Source organism: Proteus sp. FZP2095 (assembly GCF_023701425.1).
GTDB lineage: Bacteria > Pseudomonadota > Gammaproteobacteria > Enterobacterales > Enterobacteriaceae > Proteus > Proteus cibarius.
In genome coordinates this window covers 1,720,457-1,743,275 of sequence record NZ_JAMQBJ010000001.1, presented here as the reverse complement: position 1 = coordinate 1,743,275, position 22,819 = coordinate 1,720,457, and the positions used below count along the sequence as shown (strand labels likewise).

The following is a 22,819-nucleotide window of genomic DNA, read 5'->3' as shown; positions in this document are numbered from 1 at the left end:
CCTCTGGCTTCGGTTTGCAAATTTCAATTGTGTGAAGAGAAATTAGCATGAGTAGATTAGCGCATTTAGTACCTAAAAAGCAATTTCGTTGTTTACCTGTCTCAGGTCGTCAGTCATTTCGCTATGTGGAAATCATAGCCTCTGACGAACAACTAAACAACTACCAACAAAAAATAGATCTGGTAGATAGACAGTCCCTTAAAAAGGCATGGGCTGATTTTTATTTTTCAAGTGGAGAGTGGGGCAATGAGCAATGAGAACCCAAACCAACTTGATCGCTACTACAAAAATCATCGGGGGATCGTTGTTCATGTTGTTTGTTATGACCGAAAAAAACAGCGCGTTATTTTTATGCTCGATGGTTGTGATGATCCCCAATGTGAGCCAGTTAAAAAATTTAGAGAGAAATATACCCGAGTTAAGGGAGGTCTCATATGAGTGTTAAATTATCTAGTTATGTTTGGGATGGTTGCGCCCATGCAGGTTTAAAACTCACATCAGTCGCTATCATGGCCAGATTAGCTGATTTTTCTAATGATGAAGGCATTTGTTGGCCTTCTATTCTGACTATTGCTCGCCAAATCGGTGCGGGAGAAAGTACAGTACGCACAGCAATAAAACAGCTGGAAAAAGAGGGGTGGTTAACCAGTGAAAAGCGTAGAAAAGGGAATCGTAATGCAAGCAATATTTATCAGTTAAATGTAGTGAAGCTATACCAAGCGGCAAAGAAAGGGCTTTCTCAACCAACAAAATCTGACGTGTCAAAATCTGATGCATCAGAATCTGACCCATCAAAATTTGTTGCATCAAATTCTGTTCCATCAAAATCCAGTAAAAAGGTCGTTTTTGACCCGTCAGCTCCTGAGGGTGATCCATCAGTAACTTCAAAATATGATCCATCAATAAATCATTCTTTGTCGCAGAATTCTGGCGAATCCAGCGACCAGCCGAAAAATGATTTTTTAACTCGTTATCCTGAAGCAGTGATTTACAGCGCTAACTTCCAAAAATGGGGCGATGAAGGTGATTTAAAAACGGCGAAATGGATGTTTGGTCGTGTTAAAAAACTAAATCCATCTGCGCTAGAGCCTACTTGGTATGACTGGGCGAACGATATTCGTTTGATGCGTCAAATCGATGGGCGTACCCATGAGCAAATTTGTGCCTTGTTCGATTGGGCCAACAAAGACTCATTCTGGTACCAAAACATTTTAAGTCCTCGTAAGTTACGTAAACACTTTGATGAACTATTCGTTCGTAGTCAAAAGCCAAAGGATGAGCTAAAGGTTCAAGTTGACACCGTTGAACGTGATAGTGCCTTTTCCCGCTTGATTGGCTCTCGGTCTAAACCTAAAAACCGCATTGAAGAAATTGCACTTGAGCTAGCAGGTAAAACAGGCATTCGTCGTATGAGTGAGTTTTCAGGTCGCCAAGCATGGAACAGCATTTGGAAGCAAGCGATAGAAATGTTACAGGAGACTCAGTAATGCTAACTAAATACATTTTGTTCGTTGGTTTTTGGTTTGTAGTGACATTATTGATTGGGTTATGGGGTACTTATGCCTGAGTTGATGTTAATGGATATTGTGAAGGAGAGAATAATCTGCCCATTTAATCACGTGATGTACGGTCACGAGTAAAACGTGGAGAGAAATAGCATGATGCAAAAAATAATGGAAGTTTCAGTATTACCCATAATGAATCGTGAATTAACTATGTCGAGTCGAGAGATTGCCAGTTTAACGGGAAGTAATCATTCCGATGTTAAGCGTTCTGCCGATAGGCTTTTTGTTGCTCAAATTTTAACCCAGCCATTGGCTGAGTTCCCTTTTGAACATAACGGCAATCAATATACTGAATATCGTTTTAATAAAAGAGACTCTCTGGTGTTGGTAGCTCGATTGTCACCTCAGTTCACAGCAAAAATAGTTGATCGCTGGCAGGAATTAGAATCAAAAATGCAGCCAGTCATTCCTCAAACATTACCAGAAGCATTGCGATTAGCAGCAGACTTAGCAGAAGAAAAACAAAAATTGGAAAGTGAACTGGCGATTGCGACACCTAAGGCTCAGTTTGTTGATAATTATGTTTTATCCCATGGTTCTATGACATTTCGACAAGTGTGTAAATTACTGCAGGCGAAAGAAACCGATTTTCGTTGTTTTTTAATTGATAAGAAAATTATGTATCGCTTGAATAATACGTTTACGCCTTATCAAACTCATGTCGATCTTGGTCGCTTTGAGATAAAAACGGGAACGAACCAAAAAAATAACCACGCTTTTGCACAATCAAGGTTTACTACTAAAGGTGTGAAGTGGATTGCAGGGTTATGGGCTGAATATAAAGTTGAGGATGAGATTTAATGAAACTACTCTTAACGCCCTATATTCAGTCTGACCTTGGCGTTGTTTTATTGAAGCCTGGAGCGGAGTTGCTTAAGCAATTTAAACCACATTCGCGCGTGATTATTAGCGATGTACCAAAAAGTTTAGATAAATGGCCTTCTGGGGCATTAACAGGAAATGAACAGCCATTATTGGATAACAAGGGCATTGTTGATTTTTTGAATAATAAAAAAGTTCTCCAAGCTATGGGAGGATTGTCATCGATGAATATGTGGATAGGCAGAAATATCCATTGTTGTCAGATTAACGATAAGCATGACAGTTATCATCATCATGAATTAACAACCACATGGCATAAAGACGGTGTGATACGGACTTGTTGGTACCATGATAATCATATTCGCCATTCATCAGCTGAGTGGGTTGCTGAGTTGGCTCATAAAAATCGTATTGCTTGGATGGTAGACACTATTCGTAGTCGTTTGAGATTAGATAGTGGCCACCAGCTGACAATACCTGATTTTTTCTCATTCGCGGTTATGCATAACTTGGTTGATGAATTACCCGAAGCGATATTGCGTCAGATTTTAAACTGGTCAGATAAACAAGAAGAACGCAGAGTTCACGGTGGTTTCCCAGAAGCCGATATTATCCCAAGCAACGTAACTGCACTATCCGCAATGAATGAACGGTTAGATGCGATAAAACCCGTTATTAAAGTTGCTGTCGATCCGGAGCCACCAGTATCATTTCTCCTAAAACCTAAAATGCAACGTTGGGAAAATACCAACTGGCTCCAATGGGTAAAGACTCAACCATGTTGCGTGTGTGGGCAACAGGCTGATGATCCACACCACATCATAGGTCATGGTATGGGAGGGATGGGCACTAAGGCTCATGACTTATTCACTATTCCATTATGTCGTATTCATCATGATGAGTTACATCGTGATCCCAAACAATGGGAAGCAACTCACGGCAATCAACTCGAATTGTTATTTCATTTTTTAAACCGTTCGTTAGGCATCGGTGCATTTATTTAACGTGTGTACGGCACGAGTGGAGGAAATATGCCAATTTATGCGCATGACTTGGAATATTTAAGTGATATGGCATCGATAGCTACATCAAACTTAAGAGTTTCAACAAAAGGTCAGTTAGAAGCATTTGAAGATTTTGGGTTAACAGACACAAGAACAACACCGAGAGTTAGAATACGAGATTTAAAATTAAACGGTCGTTTTGTTTGTCGTGATACTGATCCAATCTATGTATTAGAAACTCGTTGTCGTCGAACTCCAAAGCCGATGATAGATCCGGTGGATTTTTTATTAAGCTCATGGCGTAGGGCTATCAATGCATTAAGTGAAGAACAACACTCATGGATAATGTATTGTTATGGATATAGCTTGAAATTTGAGCATCAAGTTAATATCAGTATTCATATATGGTCTGAATTTGAAAAGCAGCATAAAGGCAAAAAGATAACTAAAAAGGTTAAAGAACGACTAAGATCATTAGTCTGGTTATCGGTTCAGACTTTCGCTGGCCGTAATTATTCACAAACAGACCTAGCTCGCTTAGTTGGTGTTAAGCGTGATAATTGGAGTAAAAACTATCAAGCATATTGGGATTATCTACTTCAAGTGTGTTATGAATTAGATAAATCAGCATTACTTTCCATGAGGCGAGTTAGAATCGAGCAGATTAATAAAAATAATCACGACAACTTGCAAAAATCAACAAAATAGGCCATATTTAAGTCTAATTTGGTATGTTGCCAAAATTGTTTATCACCTCGCATCTGCGGGGTTTTTTGTTATCTGCAATGAAAACTCTATTTGCCAGCTTCCGACTTTCACTCGGTGGCATTAAAGCGAATGGGGTTCTCATTGTGGAGAATGTCGAGGCTGATCGGCTAACTCACATGGGCTACCGCACTTATTAGGATAGAAGTACACACGCCATGGGGAACCTGAACGCATACACTCTCAGCGTATGCCTCAATGATGCTTCTAATTTTGTTAACGTTTAGACTTAGTTTAGTTACTAATCTGAACTTACAGGCTTCGACAGGTCTAAAACCTAACATAAATATGATTATGAGGTATAACATGAGGCTATTTATATTAGTTTTTGCGGTAATGCTTTCTGCTTGCGCATCTTCTGGACAGGATTTTAGCAAGGAAAAACCTAAAGATGACCCCTATGCTGATAGTACGCTAAATAGTATTAAAGCTAGTCAGAAGGTGCAAACAGACCGGCAAATATATAAAAGAGGTTATTAATTAAGCAATTGATAATTGCTTAAGAGCGGATCATTGCGTGGCCTTTTTCTATTTATAGATACGAACCTGTAAGTAATCCTTACAAGTTCAACCATCCGGAATTACCGGATAGTTCACATTCAGAAGATCGCTTAGGCGGTCTTTTTTCGTATATGCCGACCACAGTATCAATCACACATTAATCACTTCACACAAGAGCTGTGAGTCGGCACCTTATTAACTAAAATAAATCGGTAAATGTTATGTCAAAAGAGATAAACGAATTACAGTTTAGTCTTCACTATGCCTCAGAAACAGATAGTGAAATGAATATCTCAACCATTTTAACGGCAAATATTCATACGATTGATGGTGACACCCAACAACTCACACAATTAATTTGCACGACATCTTCTGAAGGGAAAAAGCAATATCGAATCGGCTTGCAAAAAATTAGTGATGCAGGTGATCCATTGCTGGTGGCGATTGAATCCTATTGGCGTAAAAACACACAAGAGAGTTGTATTTATTTGTTAGAGAAAGCGAAGCAATTTATTCAAGGACACTTACAACAAACGAATACATGGATATCTATGTATGGTCTTGTGATTGTTTCTAATGCCTCACTTGAAGAGCAGTTGCCTGAAGGTTTATTAAAGGCACTTAATTTATCCAAATAAGCGAATAAGGAGAGAATGATGTGTGATGAACAATTAAAAATGACAATGAGCACCTTAATGCGACAAGTTACTCAGCAAGGCAAGCAAATTGCTGAGTTACAAAAACAGCTCGCTAGCATGCAATTAACGAGCTGTGAATTAGAGACTATTAATAATGCCACATTAATGGCTATTTCTAATAATCTCATTGAAATAAAAAAAGTTAATGGCTCTACTATTTGCCGGATATCGCCATTTTAGCAAATTGCCCTGCAATGGCTATTTGAGTTTCGCTGGGATTCCCCTCGTTCATTTTTATCGCTTTATCGATTAGCTCATAAAGTTTGTTTTGCTTTTCTTCGTCATCTCCAGTGATCAATGCAGCAAGAATGGCGAACAATGCAGGGGTGGCATAGGCCATGTTTTCAGGAATAAGTGTGATACCTGTGTATTTTTCAAACTCGTATTGCATAAGTATTTCCCTCCGGAGTTAATCAGCCATTCCTTCGGTTAATTACATTGGGCTGAATTATTAATTTAAATTAAGTCTTAAATTTTCACTTTTAACTTTCTCACACTAATCATCAACGGACACTCCTCTGGGGGTGACTATGCGTATGGAAAAATTAACCAATGTAACTTATGGAACCGCAGGTCTAACGGCCTTTTTTGCCAGTCTTTCGTTATATGAATGGGGATTTGTTATCGGGATGGCGTTTAGCATGGTTCTTGGTTTAGCTACTTATTTTATGACTCGTCGAGAACAACGAAAGCGCACTCAATTATTTGAAGAGCTTGTTCGTCATGTTGACCCACAAAACCCGACCGAAACGTTAAAAAGACTTGCTGAATTAATGGTGAAAGCGCCAAAGGATATTTAATGTCTCTCAAACAGAAAATAGCTGCGCTAACAACAGCGGGAGCAACAGCAATCGCGTTAGTTGTCATCGCCCATTTTGAGGGTGTGCGTTATGAACCTTATCGTGATGTGGCAGGCGTTCTAACGGTTTGTTATGGGCATACAGGCAAAGACATTATTCAAGGTAAGAGATACACACAACAAGAATGTGATGCGTTATTACAAAACGATTTTATTAAAATACAACAGCAAGTCGATGCATTAATCAAAGTACCACTCGATGACTACACTAAAGCCGCTTTATATTCCTTTGCTTTTAATGTGGGTGCCACCGCATTTGCTCGCTCAACATTACTCAAGAAACTAAATACTGGTGATAGAGCGGGTGCCTGTGAAGAAATGAAACGTTGGGTTTATGCAGGAGGAAAGGTTTGGCGAGGACTTGTCAGTCGTCGAGAGGCGGAGTCAGCACTATGTCATGGAAACCTTTAATCGTCATTATCGGCTTTATTCTTGCATTACTCATTACAGTCGCTGGTGGTATTTATCTCTCGATTGATAACTCATGTACTAAAGACCAAGTGAGTTTAGAAAAACGCTGTCAGATTGCACTCTCACATCATCGGTACTAATCATGAAATACGGGAAACTCTATGCCATCATTGCGTTGGTAGGTATTATTGTGGGTAGTTACTGGGTGATTAACTGGCAAGCTAATAGGATTAATTCACTGACAGATACCAACAAAAAACTGGCCGTGGCTCTCGAAGAACAGAAGTCTATTAATACTGATTATCAAGCGCGCATAATGCGATTAAATCAGTTGGATATTCAATATATGCAGGAGTTAGCGAATGCCAAGAATGAAATTAGCCACTTGCGTGATATTAGTGAGCGTCATCCTGAGCGGGTGTATATCAAAGCCGAGTGCCCCAAAAGCAAAACCACTCCCTCCACCAGCTTGGCTTATGCAACCACCGCCCGACCTACTGACACCGCTATCCGAAATTATTGGTTACTCAGAGAGCGAATTGCAGAGTCAGAGCAGGTGATTAAAGGGTTGCAGGATTATATTAGAGTGGAGTGTGTGAACTAAAAAAAGCCCAGCATGGGTGCATGGGCAAACTAACTAAACACCAATCAGTAAGAGTATAGCGAGGTTGATTTTAATTAGTATAGCTTAAGTAAGTATATATACCAGATTGATAATTCTGATTAACCTATTTCTTACCTAAATAAAAAACGCAAGATAAAAATAACCCTGTGAGTTTGGGCTCCCACAGGGCTTTCACTAGTATGTGTGAAAATAATAGATTACCAATATCTAAATATCCAATCTGTTAATAATCAACGCTATTTTTTAGAAAATAATCATCTTGCAATGACGTTTTAATGCGTTGCGTTGTCGCTGTTCTCATACATTAACAATGACATGTTCTCCTCACATTGAGTGTGTAAGAGAAGTCAAAAACAACGAATACCACCGTTTTGTTATTTTTGGGTCATTATCAGCAACGTCAGCTGTAGGTAGAAGAAGGGGCGTGACGATGGAGAGACATCAATATATTTAATTCTACAAACGTCATTTATTTAGTGACGTATATGGATAGCCATCAGTTAACCGCTGGTGGCTTTTTTTATACGCATTTCATCGCTCATTCACAGAGCAATTCAAAAACGTCGAATCCAATCACTTTGATATGAGCCTTCGAGAAAGTCAGTTATAGCTGGCGAGCTTCGACGGGCTGATTTTCTATGTGAACGAGGGTTCATTTCAAATGAAGGTAATACGTTATGCAATATCCAAGAGTAAGTATTAATGGTGTGTCTGTCCGTGTTGATAGTGAAGGTAGATATAATTTAAATGATCTTCATGCGGCCGCTGTTGCGGATGGTAAAGCAACGGAATCACAAAGGCCTGGTGCATTTTTGAAAAGTCGTCAAGTAAGGCGATTTGTTCAAGCTTTAAGCGATGCAACAAAAAGTGCATCGGTTAAAGTGATTAAAGGTGGACTCAACCAGGGAACTTGGGCTTTAGAGTTAGTCGTTATTAGATATGCAGCTTGGTTAAAGCCAGAATTTGAAATCCTTGTCTACAACACGTTTAAAGAGGCTACGAGGAAGGGATTAGATGTCATGTCTAAGTTGAACAAGCTAGATCATGTCATTAATACCGAAACTAAAAATATAAGTAACTGTGCAAGAACGATGGCTAACTGGGGAGTTGGTGGTAGAAAGCAGTTACTACTAACAGCGAGGGAACGAATTCTTAAAGAAGCTCAAATCTATATTCCTGGTATTGAATAGCGATCCTTAAAATTGAGGATGCTGATTTAATTAATATCTAACGATGAATAGGCCCTAATGGCTTTTTATTGGAGTTTATTATGTCAAACAAACAGATTAATTATGAGGCAATAGGTCATTGTGTTTACTTGCAAAAAGAAATATCGCAGCTAATTGAAGAGAGAAGCAACCTATATAAAGAATTCATAGCAATTTGTCATTCAGGGCAATTTCCTTATACAGATCCAAGAAACACAAAAATTATCGATTTAAATAGTATTGATAAGCCAGCTAAATTGCTAAAAAAAATACATGAGATAAATCAAACTATCATCACACTAGCAACCACTCATAATCAATGGGCGGATAAGGCTGATTATGAACATTATGTTATTAGTAGTGATAATTCTTTAGGTTTTAGTACGTCTAGTGACGCTATATTCAAAGGAATTATTACCTGCAATAAGCAATCATCAATAGAAACTGATGTCGTCAGAAACAAAACATGAAAAAACGCAATGTCTATGGTGGTCGATGGGCTAAAGTGAGATTAGCGTTTCTTAATGAACATCCGCTCTGTGTCATGTGCCAAGAGCAAGGACGCATTACTGCGGCCACAGTGGTTGACCACATTACTCCACATCGCCTTAAAGAGGCGCTTGAATCAGGCAATAAAGAACGTATCGCAAAAGCCCAAGCCTTATTCTGGGATACAAAGAATTTTCAAAGCCTATGTGAACTGCATCATAACTCAACCAAACAACGTATCGAAAAGAGTGGCAAAGTCATTGGCTGTAATGCGGATGGCATTCCACTCGATCCGAACTCTCATTGGAATAAATAACGATGTGTAATCAAAAACAAGTGAAATTATCCAAGCTATTTCGTGGTGGTCGCTTCGTTGGTCATGCATTAAGTGTTGATGGTGAGTTGTTAAGTAATCAAAAGTTAGTTGTTCTTCCACCCGCTGATGGATTATGTAAACAAGTTGATATCACAGTCACACTGACATGCACTAATGACATGATCATGAATGCACCCGATATCCATTTGAAATAACTCTAAATTGAAATAACAACGGGTGGGGGCGGGGTAAAAGTTCAAACACTTTCGCCCTGATTACCTAGCGCCCTCATTTGTGTGCACAACCGCGAAATGAAAAGTTTTTTTCTGGGAGGTTCCGATGGCAGGAAGACGCCCGAAACCGACCCACTTGAAGGTGGTCACCGGTAATCCGGGAAAACGAAAACTCAACGATAAAGAACCCCAACCCAAACGTGAAATTCCAAGCCCACCCGAGCATTTAACGGATTGGGGGAAAATGGCGTGGGCAAAATTAACCTTAATACTCGATGGGATGGGCGTTTTAACCGTGGCTGACACGCTGGCATTAGAACGGCTGTGTGATATCTACGCCGATATTCTTCAATTGCGAGACACCATTGCCATTGAAGGTAAGACATACACCACAAAAACCCAATTAGGGGATTTTTTAATTAAAGCGAATCCAGCGGTTGCCATGTTGGACAAAAAAGACGGTCTTTTTAAAAGTTATTTAGTCGAGTTTGGTTTAACCCCCGCCGCTCGCTCGAAGGTGAAGATGGATGGTGGAGAAGAAGAGGAAGATCCGCTCAACCAATATTTCGGTTGATCCGGCAACACAATACGCGCAAGACGTGCATCAAGGCAAAATCTTAGCGGGGCCTGATATTCGTCATGCATGTGCGCGTCATCTTAAAGATTTAAACGAAGCCGAGCAACGAGGATTAGTCTGGGATGTCGAGGCCGTCAAAAGAGTGATCGATTTTTTCGCGAAAGTCTTAAAGCTCAATGGCGGGGAGCATGAAGGAAAACCGTTTATTTTATTACCTTGGCAATGCTTTGTGATTGGCTCCATTTTTGGCTGGAAAATGACAGACGGCACACGCCGGTTTCGCATGGTGTACGTTGAATCAGGCAAAGGCTCAGGAAAATCACCGATGGCGGGTGGCGTTGGGCTGTATTGTTTAGTCGCCGACAGTGAACCGCGTGCCGAAGTGTATGCGGCAGCCACGAAAAAAGACCAAGCCATGATTTTGTTTCGTGATGCGGTGGCGATGGTTGATCAATCTCCTGCATTAAGTCAGCGGATCACCAAATCAGGCGGAACAGGTAAAGAGTGGAACTTGGCTTATTTGAAAACGAGTTCATTCTTTCGCCCGATTAGCTCAGATGATGGGCAATCAGGGCCTCGTCCCCATTGTGCGCTGATTGATGAAATTCATGAGCACAAAAATAATACCGCCGTCGAGATGATGCGAGCGGGTACAAAAGGTCGGCGGCAAGCCTTGGTATTTATGATCACCAACAGTGGCCATGATAAAACCAGTGTGTGTTATGACTACCATGAATACGGTCGAAAAGTCGCCGAAGGTACTATCGAAGACGACAGCTTCTTTTCCTATATTTGCTCACTGGATGAAGACGATGATCCCTTTAAGGATGAGTCTTGCTGGGGGAAAGCCAATCCGTCATTGGGCTACACCTTTTCTGAACGCTACTTACGTGAACAAGTGACACAAGCTCGAGGTATGCCCGCGAAAGAAAGCATTGTTCGTCGTCTTAATTTTTGTCAGTGGGTGGATGCCGATAATCCGTGGATTAACAGTGAAACATGGATGCAGTGTGAAAACCCGTTCACCTTCGATGATCTTCAAGGTGAAGAGTGTTATGGCGGACTGGACTTATCGGGAACCAAAGATTTAACCGCATTAGCCTTGTATTTTCCTCGCCTTAAACGTCTTTATGTTGAATTTTGGACACCCAAAGACACCTTATTGGATAGAGCGAAAACCGACCGAGTGCCTTACGACTTATGGGTAAGGCAAGGTTTTATGCATACCACTCTAGGGAATGCGGTGAGGTATGAATTTGTGGCAGAACGCATTGCTGAGATGGCGATGTACGTCAACATGAGAGCCATTGCCTTTGACCCTTATCGCATTAAATACCTTGTACCCAAACTGGATGAGGTGGGGGTGACGGTTCCCTTAATCCAACATGGCCAAGGATTTTACAAAGCCAAAGATTCTGGGCTATGGATGCCACACTCTATCGAACTGTTTGAACAGCTCATTGATGACAATAAGATTGAGATCCACGCCAATCCTTGTTTGAGATGGAATGCTGCATCCGCTGTGCTTGAGGCTGACCAAAAAGATAACCGCGTCTTTGCCAAGAAAAAAAGCACCGGTCGAATTGATGGTGTGGTGGCATCAGCAATGGCGATTGGGGTCTCTGAAGGGGAATTCGAGGATGAAGGGGATATTGATGGTTTCTTTGATAACCCAATTATTGTGGGGATCTAAATGCGTAACATGAAAAAAAAGAGCCGAATAAAATCGGCGATCCTCAATTGGATGGGGATACCCATTAGTTTAACTGATGGCGCCTTTTGGGAAGAATGGATTGGAAAGAGTAGCAGTGGCAAGGTGGTCACCGCAGATAATGCATTACAGCTGTCTGCGGTATGGTCTTGCGTTCGGTTACTCAGTGAATCTATTTCGACATTGCCATTGAAAATCTATCAAACGAAGGCGGATGGCTCGCGCGAACTGGCGAAACATCATCCCGCTTACACCGTCTTATGTCGAAAACCCAATGCAGAAATGACGCCTTCTCGCTTTATGTTGATGGTTGTTGCCAGCTTATGTTTAAGAGGAAATGCGTTTATTGAAAAATGTTATATCGGGAAAAAGTTGGTTTCACTTCAACCGTTATTACCTCAAAACATGACGGTGAAACGATTGGAAAATGGGCAGTTGGAATATACCTATACCACGCCTAAATCGAATAAACGGGTTATTCCCGTTAAAAATATGATGCATATTCGAGGGTTTGGTATGGACGGTGTGTGCGGAATGATACCGATCCAGATTGGGCGTGATGTGATTGGTACCGCGTTATCGACGGATGAAGCAGCCGGAAAAGTGTTTGAAAATGGGTTACAAACCAGTGGATTATTAACGTCAAAGAATGCTTTGAAAGCCGATCAACGAGAACGCCTAAGAAAGCATTTAATGACGTTTACCGGCTCAAAAAATGCTGGAAAGGTGATGATCCTCGAAGCGGATTTGTCTTATCAAAATGTCACCATGAACCCTGAAACTGCGCAATTATTACAAAGTCGCGGATTTAGCATTGAGGAAATTTGCCGTTGGTTTCGCGTTCCACCTTTTATGGTGGGGCATGCCGATAAGCAAAGTAGTTGGGCATCCAGTGTGGAAGGGATGAATATGCAGTTTTTGACTAATACACTACGTCCCTTATTGGTCAATATTGAGCAAGAAATTAATCGTTGTTTACTCGACAGTGATGAAGATTATTATGCGGAATTTTCTGTTGAGGGCTTATTACGTGCAGACAGTGCAGGACGTTCAGCTTATTACACAACAGCGTTACAAAATGGCTGGATGAGCCGAAATGATGTTCGACGGTTAGAGAATTTACCGCCTATTGAAGGGGGCGATATTTATACGGTTCAGCTTAATTTAACGCCACTGGATCAGCTCGGAAAAGATATCACGAACAATGAAGCTGAAAAGCTCAAAGCACAGATCACTAACTGGTTATTTCCTGAAGGTGAACCTGTAACCCCATCTCAATCCAATCCACCTCGTCCCGAGGAGTAATCGTTATGAAAAAAAATCAGTTGCCAGTCGCGCTGGAGGATCGCCCCTGCGCATCGATTCGCTATGAGCTGAAACCCAAAGCACTGGATAAATGGAATAGCCGTATTCGGGCATCCAGTGCGGATAACTCGATTTCGATATTGGACGTCGTTGGAGAAGATTATTGGGGTGAAGGTGTCACCGCTAAACGGATTTCTGCCGCGCTTCGTGCCATTGGTGAGCAAGATATTGTCGTTAACCTCAATAGTCCAGGGGGCGATATGTTTGAAGGGTTGGCAATTTATAACTTGCTTCGTGCCCACAGTGGCAAGGTAACGGTCAATATTTTGGGCATTGCCGCTTCCGCTGCGTCCATTATTGCGATGGCAGGGGATGAAATAAAAATGGGGCGCGGTGCCTTTTTGATGATCCATAACTGTTGGGCAATGGGGGTAGGAAATCGTCACGACTTTGCAAAACTTGCTCATGATCTCGCCCCTTTTGATGCCTCGATGACCGATATCTATGTTGCACGCAGTGGGCTATCGAGTGACGTGGTGAGTCAGATGATGGATAACGAAACATATATCAGTGCGAGTGAAGCGATAGAAAAGGGATTTGCGGACAGCCTACTTTCTGCCGATGTGATTGACGAAGGTGATGAAAGCCCCCAAGCCGCGATCCGAAAACTGGATGCGCTACTTGCCAAAACCAACACACCTCGTGCTGAACGACGAAAACTAATTAGTGCATTAACCCGAAGTACGCCGAGCGCTACTTCCCAATCTAATGGTATGCCAAGCGCTACCTGCGATATTAATCCTGAAATCCTGTCAAAATTGGAGGAGGCGGTGACCGCCTTTGCCTGCGTTAAGTAATTGGAGTGACTATGTCAGAGACAAATGAATTATTAAAAAACCTATCGGCAAAAATTGAAGAAGCCAATCAACATTTTAATGCCAAAGCTGAAGAAGCGTTAAAAGAAGCGCAGAAAGTGGGTGGATTAAATGAAGAAACGAAACATGCCGTAGACAAAATGGCAACCGAGCTAAATGCGCTACGCGAATCTGAAAAAACACTGAAAGCCGCATTAGGGGATTTAGAACAACATGTTGCGCAAATGCCACTCAATAATGCGGTGCAGGTTGTAAAAAGTGTTGGTCAACAAGTGATTTCGGCTGAAGTATTAAAAGAGATCAATTCCAGCATTCAAGGGGGCAAACGTGTTTCAATTCCTGTTCAAGCAGCATTAACATCTACGGGCGTTGCCGAAGGCGTGGTTGAACCACAACGTTTGTCGGGTATCGATGTTGCACCGAAACAACGACTTTTTATTCGTGACTTAATTGCATCAGGTAAAACGCAATCTCCCGCCATTTTCTGGGTTCAGCAAACGGGGTTTACCAACAAGGCGGCGGTTGCGCCTGAAAATACCACTAAGCCGTATAGTGACATTGCCTTTGCGACCAAAATCACGCCAGTGACGACGATTGCTCATATGTTTAAAGCGTCTAAACAAATCTTAGATGATTTTGCGCAGTTGCAGTCGTTGATTGATGCGGAAATGCGTTATGGATTGAAGTTTGTTGAAGAGCAAGAAATTTTATTTGGTGATGGCTCTGGGGCTCATTTGCACGGCATTATCCCACAAGCCACTCAATATAAAGCCTCCTTTACGGTTGAAAAACAAAACGGTATCGATGATTTACGGCTTGCCATGCTTCAAGCTCAATTGGCGCGTTTCCCTGCTTCTGGTCACGTTTTACACTTTATTGACTGGGCGAAAATTGAACTAACCAAAGACGCTTTGGGGCGCTATATTTTGGCTAATCCTTCCGCATTAACAGGGCCGACTTTATGGGGATTACCAGTTGTGGCAACAGAAACCCCCGCGTTTAAAGGGAAATTCTTAACAGGGGCATTTAATGCGGGTGCACAGCTCTTTGATCGCGAAGAAACGAATGTGGTGATTTCAACGGAAAACGCCGATGATTTTGAGAAAAACATGATCTCTATCCGTTGTGAAGAGCGTCTTGCTTTGGCGATCAAACGCCCAGAAGCCTTTGTTTACGGTGATTTTACGGTAGCAACGTCAAGTGATTAATGTAACTAAGGCGGTCTTTATGGCCGCTTTTTCTTTGGAGGTGATATGAAATTAGTCATCTTACGAGCCATTTATTTTGAGGGACGAGTGGTGCTTGAAGGTGAGCAGATTGATACCTTAGAGCAACATGGACGGGAGTTAATTCAAAAAGGCTATGCCAAAGAACAGGAAGAAGCACATCTTGTTATTGAACCTGAACCGAAAAGAAATATTAAGGCGAAAAAGGAGAAATAATGCTTTCTCTCGAATTGGTGAAGCAGCATTGCAATATCGATCCTGATTTTACGGATGACGATAATTTATTGACGCTGTATATCGGTTCCGCCGTGAAATATGTTGAAAATTACACGCGTCGAACATTACATAAAACTCAGGAGATGGATAAAGCACAAGAAGATCCTGAAGCCTTGTTCTTAACGGATGATGTGATTGCGGCAATGCTCTTATTAATTGCGCAATGGTATGAAAATCGTGAGGGGGTAATTTCGGGGCAAGCTTTTTCTACACAACCTTTTGCGGTCACCGCACTACTTCAACCTTACCGGATTTATGGGTTGTAGGAGGTTTTATGCGTGCAGGACGATTACGCCACACTATTCATATTCAAAAATCAGTATTAGCGCCCGATGCCATCAGTGGCAGTGATGTGATTTGGACGGATCATGCGACAAAAGTACGTGCAGCGATCATGCCTTATCAAGGGCGAGAATATTTTCAAGCTCAGCAAGTACAAAGTGAGGCCACAACGCGAATTCTTATTCGCTATATTGCTGATATTGATACCTCGATGCGTATTGTATGGGGTAAGCGACTATTTAATATTATTTCGATTATTGACCCTTATGAGCGTCATCGTGAGCTTCAATTAATGTGCAAAGAGGGCGTGAATGATGGGTGAGATTAAAATCAGTGGATTGTCTGAACTCGCTCAACGAATGCAAGATATCGCCCGTAAAACCAGAAATCAAAGTGCGCGTAAGGCGATGAATGCAGGGGCTTCGGCGTTAAAGCAGGAAATCAAACATCGAGTGCCTATCCTTAAGGAAACGGTGCCGCATCGACGCAAAGGCACTATCAAGCGCAATATTCGTTCTAAAACGAAAGTACAACGCAATGGACAAGTTAAAACGCGTATTTGGGTGAAATCATTATCGGGTAAAAAGGTGTCTGCCTTTAAACAGGTAACGGGAAAAAGTGCGGCATTGAACCCGAATGATCCGTTTTATTGGTGGTTTGTCGAGTTTGGTACCGCCAAGATGCCCGCACAACCGTTTATGCGCCCCAGCTTTGAAGCAAAAAAGGAAGCGACGGCCAAAGTGATTGTTCAAACACTCAAAGAGGATATTGAAAAAGCAAGGTAGAGATCATGATACAGCAATTAAAAGAGACCCTTTCACCGCTGGTCGATGGAAGGGTTTTTTTTCAGGTATTACCTGAAGGCAAAGGGCATTATCCCGCCATTGTGATCCAGTTTGCCAGCATCACGCCTAACAGTGCGCTGGAGGATGCGGATTTAGATAACTATCGCGTGCAACTCGATGTGTATGCGCCCCAGCCACAATCCCTGATGGTCTTGCGTAAAAAAATAGAGGCTCAGATTATCGAGGCAATCCCATTTGCACAACGGGTGAATACTGTCTTTGGGTATGAAGCGGATGTCAAATTACATCGGCTTGTTCTTGAATTGATGATTTCATCAGATAAATAAGGAATGGATATGACAAAGCCAAAGAACCATAAAGCGACGCCTTTCCTCGGCACGAAGATCTTTGTGCAAACAGGCTTAGGAGAGGCGATGACGGTGACGGAAGTGACGTTATCACCCGCAACCATTACTATCGCCAATAATAAGCTGAAAGCCGATGACATGATTATGTTATCGGGACTCGGGGAGTTAGATGGGCGTTTTCCTGTTGCACAGGTTGATGGCAATAAAGTGACCCTGTGCGACGAAGTGGATTGGAGTGATAAAACGCTACCCACGGATTTTGTAAACGCCAAAGCACAACGTATTCAATGGTCTAATAATTTCTGTGCGGTAAAAAGTTTCAGCAAAGACGGTTCGACGACTGAACAAATTGATGTCACCACCATTTGCAGTGATGGCAAGGAATATGAATCCGGTGATACGGAATACGGTTCAATTAAATTGACCTTTTTCTTACGGTATAGCTCCAGTGAGGTGCAACGACTCTTGCGTAAATATGAAAACAGCAAAGAAAAATTTGCGGTGAAAATGGTATTAACACGAGATGAAGGTTCCATGTTTTATTACGGCTCCGTCGAAACGGGCATGAACATTGATGGCAGTGTGGGACAAATGATGGATTCGGGGATCTCGATTAAATTGTCTGGCCGTGATTATTTGAATACGAAGAAATAACCCTTAACTCATCTCTTTCATTATTTCTCTTCTCCCTTTTCGATAAAAATTTTAGGAGTGATTATGTCTAACGCGTTATTGCGTGAATTAGTGTTAAACCAAGCACTAAAAGTGACGCCTTTTACCTATTTAGACAACACCTTTTATGTCAAAGAGCTGGATGTTGGCACCATGAATTACATTCAGCGCAAACTTCGTCAAATTAAAATCAAGCTCGCCGAAGCGCAAGACATTTATTTAGACGAAGACGATCCTGAACAATTTAATGAGGCGATAAATCGTGTCTACGATGAATATGATGTCGCCAGAATGTTGGCCTTTAAGTTGTGTGATGAAAAAGGGGAACTGCTTTTTGATGCTGAAAATGAAGAAGACTTAAAAGGTCTTAATCGTTTAGGACAAGGGTTTTCTAATGCGGTGTTTACGGCCGAAGCGGGGAACAGCGAAAAAAACTTGGAGAACGACGACAATTCCAACTGATATTGTCGTTGGCACTGGGAAAAACGCTCGCAGAAATCGAGCAAATGCCTGAAAGCCACTTGTGTGAATATGAGGCCTTTTATCGCAAACAGCCCTTTGGTTTATGGCGAGAGGATTATCGGATGGCACAAGTGGCACATCTTTTAGCGATGATAAATCGTGATCCGAAAACGTCTCCGCCTGAATTGGTGGATTTTATGCCGATGTGGCAGAAAAAGCCCACAGAAGCTGAAGAGTGGGATAGTGTTACTCAGAATGTATTGGCTCATCGATAGCCCCTTTGTTGGGGCTTTTTTATTGTTTTAAGGAGTTTTTATGGCTGGCGCATTAGGTAGATTAAATATTGATTTGACGCTGAATACGGCAAATTTCACAAATGCGATCAACCGTAGCCAGCGCCAAACAGAACAATTTGGGCAAAGTATTCGCGTCAGCCTTCAAGCTATCACCGTACAACAAGAGCGAATGGTATCGCAAACCGCAAAATCCTCGGCGCTTTTTGCCCGTTTTGCGAGTGTCACCGCAAGTGCATTATCCATTCATCAAGTCATTAATTATGCTGATAGTTGGACGGAATTACAGAACCGCTTAAAACTGGTGACAGAAAGTTCTGTCGAGTTAAATAAAGCCACACAAGCGGTCTATGATATTGCCCAAAAAACCTATCAATCATTGGATGCGACAGCACAGGTTTATCAGCGTTTTGCGGATAATGCCGATCGTCTAGGATTAAGTCAGCAGAAAGCCGCTGAACTTACGGAAACCGTCTCTAAAGCGGTTTCTCTTTCAGGAGCCAGTGCTGCCTCTGCTGCAATGGGGTTAACTCAGTTTGGACAAGCATTAGCAGCAGGTCAGTTACGTGGGCAAGATTTAAATTCTGTTATCGAGCAAATCCCTGGTTTAGCACAGGCCATCGCAGAAGGCATGGGGATCTCCATGGGGGATTTAAAAAAGAAAGCCCAAGACGGTGAAATGGCGATTGATAAAATCATTCAGGCATTGGAGAAAGTCAAAAATTCTGTTGATCAGAAGTTTGCTTCCAGTGTGACAACCGTTAGTCAAGGTTTTACTAATTTACAATCAGCAATGACGAGGTTTGTTGGTGAAGCCAATCAAGGTACAGGTGCGACTCAGCTTTTAACGTCGGGTTTAGCGGGACTTTCTAATCACTTATCGACGGTGGCTAAAATCGCAGAAGGACTTGCGGTTACAGCTTTAGTCGCCAAGCTCTCTCAATGGACAAAAGCCACTTACTTAAAAAATCAAGCCACATTGAATGAAGCCAAAGCCACATTACAGAGTGCAGAGGCAAACAGTGTGGCAGCAACCAGTGCCGTGAGGAAGGCATGGGCGGATAAAGAGGCGGCATTATCGGCATTGAATTCTGCAAAAATGAGTTATCAAGTGGCGAAAGGAACCGTGGCAGAAGGTTATGCCTTAGAGAAAGTGATTGCGACAAAATCGTTAGCGACGGAAGCCTCTTTAAGATACAAAAAAGCACTGATAGCAGAAACGGCGACACAGCGGGCATTAACGACGGCACGCCGTCAAGCCACGGTCGCAGGAAGAGCGTTAAGTGGGACATTGGCATTAGTTGGTGGCCCTGTTGGACTGGCGTTAACGGCAATAACGGCTGTTGGAATGGGCGTCTATGAATATAGCGAACATATCAAACAAGCTAAAAGAGAATCGATCGAATTTGCCAATGCTCTAGATACATCAACAGAAGCCTTAAAAGCAATGAATAATCAAGTATTGCTGACGAATATAGGCAAATTATCTGAAGGTATTGATGCTCAGATTGAAAAATTCGAAGGATCGTTAGAAAAAGCTAAAAAATTGGCAGCAGACTCGAAGTCCGGTTGGAGCTTAAATGCCTCGAGTTACTTGAGTTTTACGGGTGACCATGAAGGTTATAAAGAGATAATCGCGCAAAATCAAAGAGAAGCAAAAATCGGACTTGATGCAGCGATGGGGGAGGTGGCTTCACAGTTGACGATATTAGAGCGTCAGCGAGCCAGTATGCGACAAATGCTGGCATTGGTTGAAGAAAAACACGGTAAGCAAAGTGATGAATATCAGCGTTATGCATCGAAAGTAAAGGAGGCTGAGAGTGTCATTAACCAATTTAGGGTGACATTAAAAAACTTGGGTTATGATTTCGATGCGTTAATTAATAAGACAGATGAAGCGGCAAATAGTCAAGCCAATATGAGCGAGGTCATCGCAAAAAAAATAGAGGATTCTATTGCTGAATCTCGGCGTACTATCATGAAAGCTAAGGCTTCTCCTGCTGAGCTGGCTAAGTTGAATGCGGAAGATGTGCTGAAAAGACGGGGAATTAAACCTGAAGAAAAAGGTTATGAAGACGCTTTGACCGAAGAAATTAAAGCACAAAATGCGTTATTGGCTCAAAGAAATAAGCCAAAGAAATCCACCATTGATTATGCCAAGCAATACACCAAAATCTTAACGGAATTAGAGGAAAAACAAGCCTCACTGATTGCGGATGGACAAAGTATTCAGCTGTATGGTACTACCTCTTCCTTTAATGAATACACATCCGCCTTAGCCGATATCAAACAGAATAAAGATAAGTTTGATGCCATCTTAAAAATCGATCCCAAAGCGATTGAGACGATCAAAGAAAAAGCGAAAGCCATTGATGATCTAGCGCGTGCCAACTCGGTTGCGCAATTTGCTTATGATCGCGGTAAAGAAATTGAGCAGATGCAATTTGAAACTTCCTTAATAGGAAAATCACGCGCAGAGCAAGAAAAGCTTAATGCCCTTCGTCAGATTGATGTGCTGTATCAGCAAGCCAGTGTGGATTTAGGCGAGAAAGAGCTGGCGAACTTACAACGCAATGTCGAACTCACTAAACAGCAGATTGAGGAAGAGCTGAGGAAGCGAGAGGCCATGAAAGGTGATCCGATGGCGGGATTAAAACAAGGCTTATCGGATTTCAGTGAGTCAGCCATGGATGTGATGGAGAACGTCAGAAATGTTACCACCAATGCGCTTAATAATATGTCTGATGCATTAGCCGATTTTGCTTTAACGGGTAAAGGAAGCTTTAAAGATTTTGCTAATGCGGTGATCTCCGATATTACTCGAATGGTGATGAAAATGCTGGTTTTCAAAGCCATTGAAGCAGGTGGGCAGGCAATGGGCTTTGATATGGGATGGATGAGCAAAGGACATGCTTACGGTGGTTATACGGGGCACGGCGGGAAATTTGAGCCTAAAGGGATTGTGCATGGTGGTGAGTTTGTTTTTACCAAAGAAGCGACGGCTAAATTGGGTGTCGGCAATCTCTATCGCTTAATGCATGCGGCGCAAGGTTATGCTTCAGGTGGCTTTGTGGGGGCGGTCGCAGGGCGAATACCGGTTACACCGCAACCGACGTTAGCCCGTGCGAGTGGTGTACAAATGACGGTCGTTAATCATATTACGGTGACGGGAAATGGTGACGCTGTACTTGCGCAGGCAATGAAGGAAGCCGCACAACAAGGGACAGAAGCCGGCGCACAGAAAGCTCACGCGATGATGTTACAAGACTTTCAAAGTAATGGTGCAGCACGCAGAACATTAGGAGTTTAAATGTCTATTCTTGAATGGCCAAAAGAGGTGAGCCCCACGCAGGAAAACTGGCAATTATTGAGTAACAGCAAAACCTTTACCTCACCATTTAATGGAAGTAGTCAAACGGTACGCTTTCCGGGAAGTCGTTGGCGTTGCGAGCTGACATTTAATAATTTAAATGAAGCAAAATCGCGCCAGTTAGAAGCGCTGGTGGCTTCATTGGATGGCATGTCAGGAAGAGTGAGAATATCGAGTTGGATCAGAAAAGGGCGTTATGGGTATGGTTCGCCTCGCATTGCAATACCGAGCCAATTGGGTAATCAGTTAGAAACAAAGGACTGGAAGCGCAATATGCGCGTGTTACAGCAAGGGGATCGCTTAACTGTGGGCAATGAACTCAAAATGGTGGTGGCAGATGTGGTCAGTGACAATAATGGGCGTGCAAATATTCCTATTTCACCGATGTTAAGAACGTCGCCTACTGTTAATGAAGTGCTCGAGGTTGAGCGTCCTTTTGGAGTTTTTCGGCTCGTTGATAATGAACAGGGTAAATTTCAGCATCGTCGCTTGGGGTATACCCATATCACGTTATCTTTTGAGGAGGTGTTGTACTAATGCAATATCATCCATTTTCTGATGCCATGGTCAATGCGATTAATGAGGGGGCTTATATTGTCTTAGCCGCCAGACTCGATTTGAAATCAGGCGTCACTTGTGCGCATACCGGTGTTGGGCAACTGATTATTGCGGGGGAAACTTATTTGGGTGTGGGTAGTTTAGGCGAAATCAGTCAGCTGAAAGAAAATAAGACAACCAGCCCTCCACAATTACAGCTTAAATTAGCGGGTTTTGATAAATCGCTGGTGGGAATGGTGATGAATGAGCAAAGTCGAGGACGAGAAGTGCGGTTGATGATGGTTGCCATCGGTGAAGAGGGAAAACCGCTTCTTGCTGAGGTCTTATTTGTCGGACAAATCACATCGATTAATGTGGTGTCTGGCGAAGAAAATGCCGTATGTGTTAATGTTTCTAATCGATTCGAGCGATGGTCAATCGGGTTACCCGATAGATTCACCGATGAATCTTGGTCGTCAAGAAGGCAAGGGGATCGCATCTTTCGTTATGTCGCTCAAATGGCTGAACGGGCGATTTATTGGGGCAGTAAGAAAGATGCACCTGCATTTATTTATAAGTAATTG

Annotated in this window: 33 protein-coding genes; 32 read left to right on the top strand and 1 reads right to left on the bottom strand. The window is 42.3% G+C overall.

Features of this window, described 5'->3' with window-relative positions; all coding sequences use genetic code 11:
- Positions 1–47 precede the first annotated feature (47 nt).
- The 8 genes from NBG71_RS08510 to NBG71_RS08475 all read left to right on the top strand — a co-directional run bounded on the left by NBG71_RS08510 (position 48) and on the right by NBG71_RS08475 (position 5,535).
- Positions 48–257 carry a hypothetical protein gene (locus tag NBG71_RS08510; protein ID WP_250916769.1) on the top strand — a complete coding sequence of 70 codons (210 nt, stop codon included), beginning with the start codon at positions 48–50 and terminating at the stop codon, positions 255–257.
- Entirely contained in the window at positions 247–438 is a 192-nt protein-coding gene (locus NBG71_RS08505; protein ID WP_250916768.1) for a DUF4222 domain-containing protein, read from the top strand. Before NBG71_RS08510 ends, NBG71_RS08505 begins: the two co-directional genes overlap by 11 nt.
- Positions 435–1,487 (top strand): helix-turn-helix domain-containing protein, encoded by a 1,053-nt coding sequence (locus tag NBG71_RS08500; protein WP_250916767.1) that lies wholly within the window; start codon positions 435–437, stop codon positions 1,485–1,487. Before NBG71_RS08505 ends, NBG71_RS08500 begins: the two co-directional genes overlap by 4 nt.
- 171 nt (positions 1,488–1,658) lie before the next feature.
- A complete protein-coding gene (locus NBG71_RS08495; protein WP_004247134.1) occupies positions 1,659–2,366 on the top strand; it encodes a phage regulatory protein/antirepressor Ant in 708 nt (235 codons plus the stop codon).
- On the top strand, positions 2,366–3,391 hold the full coding sequence (locus NBG71_RS08490) for a DUF968 domain-containing protein (RefSeq protein WP_250916766.1): 1,026 nt from the start codon (positions 2,366–2,368) through the stop codon (positions 3,389–3,391). Before NBG71_RS08495 ends, NBG71_RS08490 begins: the two co-directional genes overlap by 1 nt.
- A 27-nt stretch (positions 3,392–3,418) precedes the next feature.
- Positions 3,419–4,099, top strand: coding sequence for a bacteriophage antitermination protein Q (locus NBG71_RS08485; protein WP_196730050.1), 681 nt, complete (start codon positions 3,419–3,421; stop codon positions 4,097–4,099).
- A gap of 779 nt (positions 4,100–4,878) precedes the next feature.
- Entirely contained in the window at positions 4,879–5,295 is a 417-nt protein-coding gene (locus NBG71_RS08480; RefSeq protein ID WP_250916765.1) for a hypothetical protein, read from the top strand.
- A gap of 18 nt (positions 5,296–5,313) precedes the next feature.
- Entirely contained in the window at positions 5,314–5,535 is a 222-nt protein-coding gene (locus tag NBG71_RS08475; RefSeq protein WP_115370356.1) for a hypothetical protein, read from the top strand.
- Here the strand turns inward: NBG71_RS08475 and NBG71_RS08470 are convergent.
- Positions 5,510–5,746, bottom strand: a complete 237-nt coding sequence (locus NBG71_RS08470; protein ID WP_250916764.1) for a hypothetical protein — start codon at positions 5,744–5,746, stop codon at positions 5,510–5,512. The two genes, NBG71_RS08475 and NBG71_RS08470, sit on opposite strands and share 26 nt — an antisense overlap.
- 139 nt (positions 5,747–5,885) lie before the next feature.
- On the opposite strand from NBG71_RS08470, the gene NBG71_RS08465 reads away from it, so the two are divergent.
- The 24 genes from NBG71_RS08465 (at position 5,886) to NBG71_RS08350 (ending at position 22,816) form a co-directional block, all read left to right on the top strand.
- A complete protein-coding gene (locus tag NBG71_RS08465) occupies positions 5,886–6,155 on the top strand; it encodes a phage holin family protein (RefSeq protein WP_046334538.1) in 270 nt (89 codons plus the stop codon).
- Positions 6,155–6,625, top strand: a complete 471-nt coding sequence (locus NBG71_RS08460; protein ID WP_250916763.1) for a lysozyme — start codon at positions 6,155–6,157, stop codon at positions 6,623–6,625. The genes NBG71_RS08465 and NBG71_RS08460 overlap by 1 nt, the downstream gene beginning before the upstream one ends.
- Entirely contained in the window at positions 6,607–6,765 is a 159-nt protein-coding gene (locus NBG71_RS08455; RefSeq protein ID WP_250916762.1) for a hypothetical protein, read from the top strand. Before NBG71_RS08460 ends, NBG71_RS08455 begins: the two co-directional genes overlap by 19 nt.
- Before the next feature lie 2 nt (positions 6,766–6,767).
- The gene (locus NBG71_RS08450; protein ID WP_250916761.1) at positions 6,768–7,229 is read left to right on the top strand and encodes a lysis protein; all 462 of its coding nucleotides are present in this window, start codon (positions 6,768–6,770) and stop codon (positions 7,227–7,229) included.
- Between the two features lie 698 nt (positions 7,230–7,927).
- Positions 7,928–8,440: a KilA-N domain-containing protein gene (locus NBG71_RS08445; RefSeq protein WP_196538820.1), complete on the top strand. Its 513-nt coding sequence runs from the start codon at positions 7,928–7,930 to the stop codon at positions 8,438–8,440.
- Between the two features lie 80 nt (positions 8,441–8,520).
- Positions 8,521–8,928, top strand: coding sequence for a hypothetical protein (locus tag NBG71_RS08440; protein WP_121910092.1), 408 nt, complete (start codon positions 8,521–8,523; stop codon positions 8,926–8,928).
- Complete coding sequence (locus NBG71_RS08435) at positions 8,925–9,263, top strand: HNH endonuclease (protein WP_250916760.1); 339 nt, start codon at positions 8,925–8,927, stop codon at positions 9,261–9,263. Before NBG71_RS08440 ends, NBG71_RS08435 begins: the two co-directional genes overlap by 4 nt.
- 2 nt (positions 9,264–9,265) lie before the next feature.
- Entirely contained in the window at positions 9,266–9,478 is a 213-nt protein-coding gene (locus NBG71_RS08430) for a hypothetical protein (RefSeq protein WP_006537823.1), read from the top strand.
- Positions 9,479–9,602: 124 nt separating this feature from the next.
- Positions 9,603–10,070 (top strand): phage terminase small subunit P27 family, encoded by a 468-nt coding sequence (locus NBG71_RS08425; RefSeq protein WP_036937618.1) that lies wholly within the window; start codon positions 9,603–9,605, stop codon positions 10,068–10,070.
- A complete protein-coding gene (locus NBG71_RS08420) occupies positions 10,024–11,766 on the top strand; it encodes a terminase large subunit (protein WP_250916759.1) in 1,743 nt (580 codons plus the stop codon). Before NBG71_RS08425 ends, NBG71_RS08420 begins: the two co-directional genes overlap by 47 nt.
- Positions 11,767–13,089: a phage portal protein gene (locus tag NBG71_RS08415; RefSeq protein ID WP_109850110.1), complete on the top strand. Its 1,323-nt coding sequence runs from the start codon at positions 11,767–11,769 to the stop codon at positions 13,087–13,089.
- A 5-nt stretch (positions 13,090–13,094) separates the two neighbouring features.
- Entirely contained in the window at positions 13,095–13,946 is an 852-nt protein-coding gene (locus NBG71_RS08410) for a head maturation protease, ClpP-related (protein WP_250916758.1), read from the top strand.
- A gap of 11 nt (positions 13,947–13,957) precedes the next feature.
- The gene (locus NBG71_RS08405) at positions 13,958–15,172 is read left to right on the top strand and encodes a phage major capsid protein (RefSeq protein WP_250916757.1); all 1,215 of its coding nucleotides are present in this window, start codon (positions 13,958–13,960) and stop codon (positions 15,170–15,172) included.
- A gap of 45 nt (positions 15,173–15,217) precedes the next feature.
- Positions 15,218–15,406 carry a DUF7210 family protein gene (locus tag NBG71_RS08400; protein WP_099073699.1) on the top strand — a complete coding sequence of 63 codons (189 nt, stop codon included), beginning with the start codon at positions 15,218–15,220 and terminating at the stop codon, positions 15,404–15,406.
- Positions 15,406–15,732, top strand: coding sequence for a head-tail connector protein (locus tag NBG71_RS08395; protein WP_058336093.1), 327 nt, complete (start codon positions 15,406–15,408; stop codon positions 15,730–15,732). The genes NBG71_RS08400 and NBG71_RS08395 overlap by 1 nt, the downstream gene beginning before the upstream one ends.
- A gap of 8 nt (positions 15,733–15,740) precedes the next feature.
- Entirely contained in the window at positions 15,741–16,070 is a 330-nt protein-coding gene (locus NBG71_RS08390) for a phage head closure protein (RefSeq protein ID WP_099073698.1), read from the top strand.
- Complete coding sequence (locus tag NBG71_RS08385; RefSeq protein ID WP_250916756.1) at positions 16,063–16,533, top strand: HK97-gp10 family putative phage morphogenesis protein; 471 nt, start codon at positions 16,063–16,065, stop codon at positions 16,531–16,533. Before NBG71_RS08390 ends, NBG71_RS08385 begins: the two co-directional genes overlap by 8 nt.
- Positions 16,534–16,538: 5 nt before the next feature.
- Positions 16,539–16,880 (top strand): tail completion protein gp17, encoded by a 342-nt coding sequence (gene gp17 / locus NBG71_RS08380; RefSeq protein ID WP_196725843.1) that lies wholly within the window; start codon positions 16,539–16,541, stop codon positions 16,878–16,880.
- Between the two features lie 102 nt (positions 16,881–16,982).
- A complete protein-coding gene (locus tag NBG71_RS08375) occupies positions 16,983–17,555 on the top strand; it encodes a hypothetical protein (RefSeq protein ID WP_250916755.1) in 573 nt (190 codons plus the stop codon).
- Positions 17,556–17,618: 63 nt separating this feature from the next.
- Entirely contained in the window at positions 17,619–18,035 is a 417-nt protein-coding gene (locus tag NBG71_RS08370) for a hypothetical protein (RefSeq protein ID WP_196725842.1), read from the top strand.
- An 8-nt stretch (positions 18,036–18,043) separates the two neighbouring features.
- Entirely contained in the window at positions 18,044–18,310 is a 267-nt protein-coding gene (locus NBG71_RS08365) for a phage tail assembly protein T (RefSeq protein ID WP_231135821.1), read from the top strand.
- A gap of 40 nt (positions 18,311–18,350) precedes the next feature.
- Complete coding sequence (locus NBG71_RS08360; RefSeq protein ID WP_250916754.1) at positions 18,351–21,638, top strand: phage tail tape measure protein; 3,288 nt, start codon at positions 18,351–18,353, stop codon at positions 21,636–21,638.
- Positions 21,639–22,235 carry a hypothetical protein gene (locus tag NBG71_RS08355; RefSeq protein ID WP_250916753.1) on the top strand — a complete coding sequence of 199 codons (597 nt, stop codon included), beginning with the start codon at positions 21,639–21,641 and terminating at the stop codon, positions 22,233–22,235.
- A complete protein-coding gene (locus NBG71_RS08350; protein WP_012367795.1) occupies positions 22,235–22,816 on the top strand; it encodes a hypothetical protein in 582 nt (193 codons plus the stop codon). Before NBG71_RS08355 ends, NBG71_RS08350 begins: the two co-directional genes overlap by 1 nt.
- Positions 22,817–22,819: the final 3 nt, after the last annotated feature.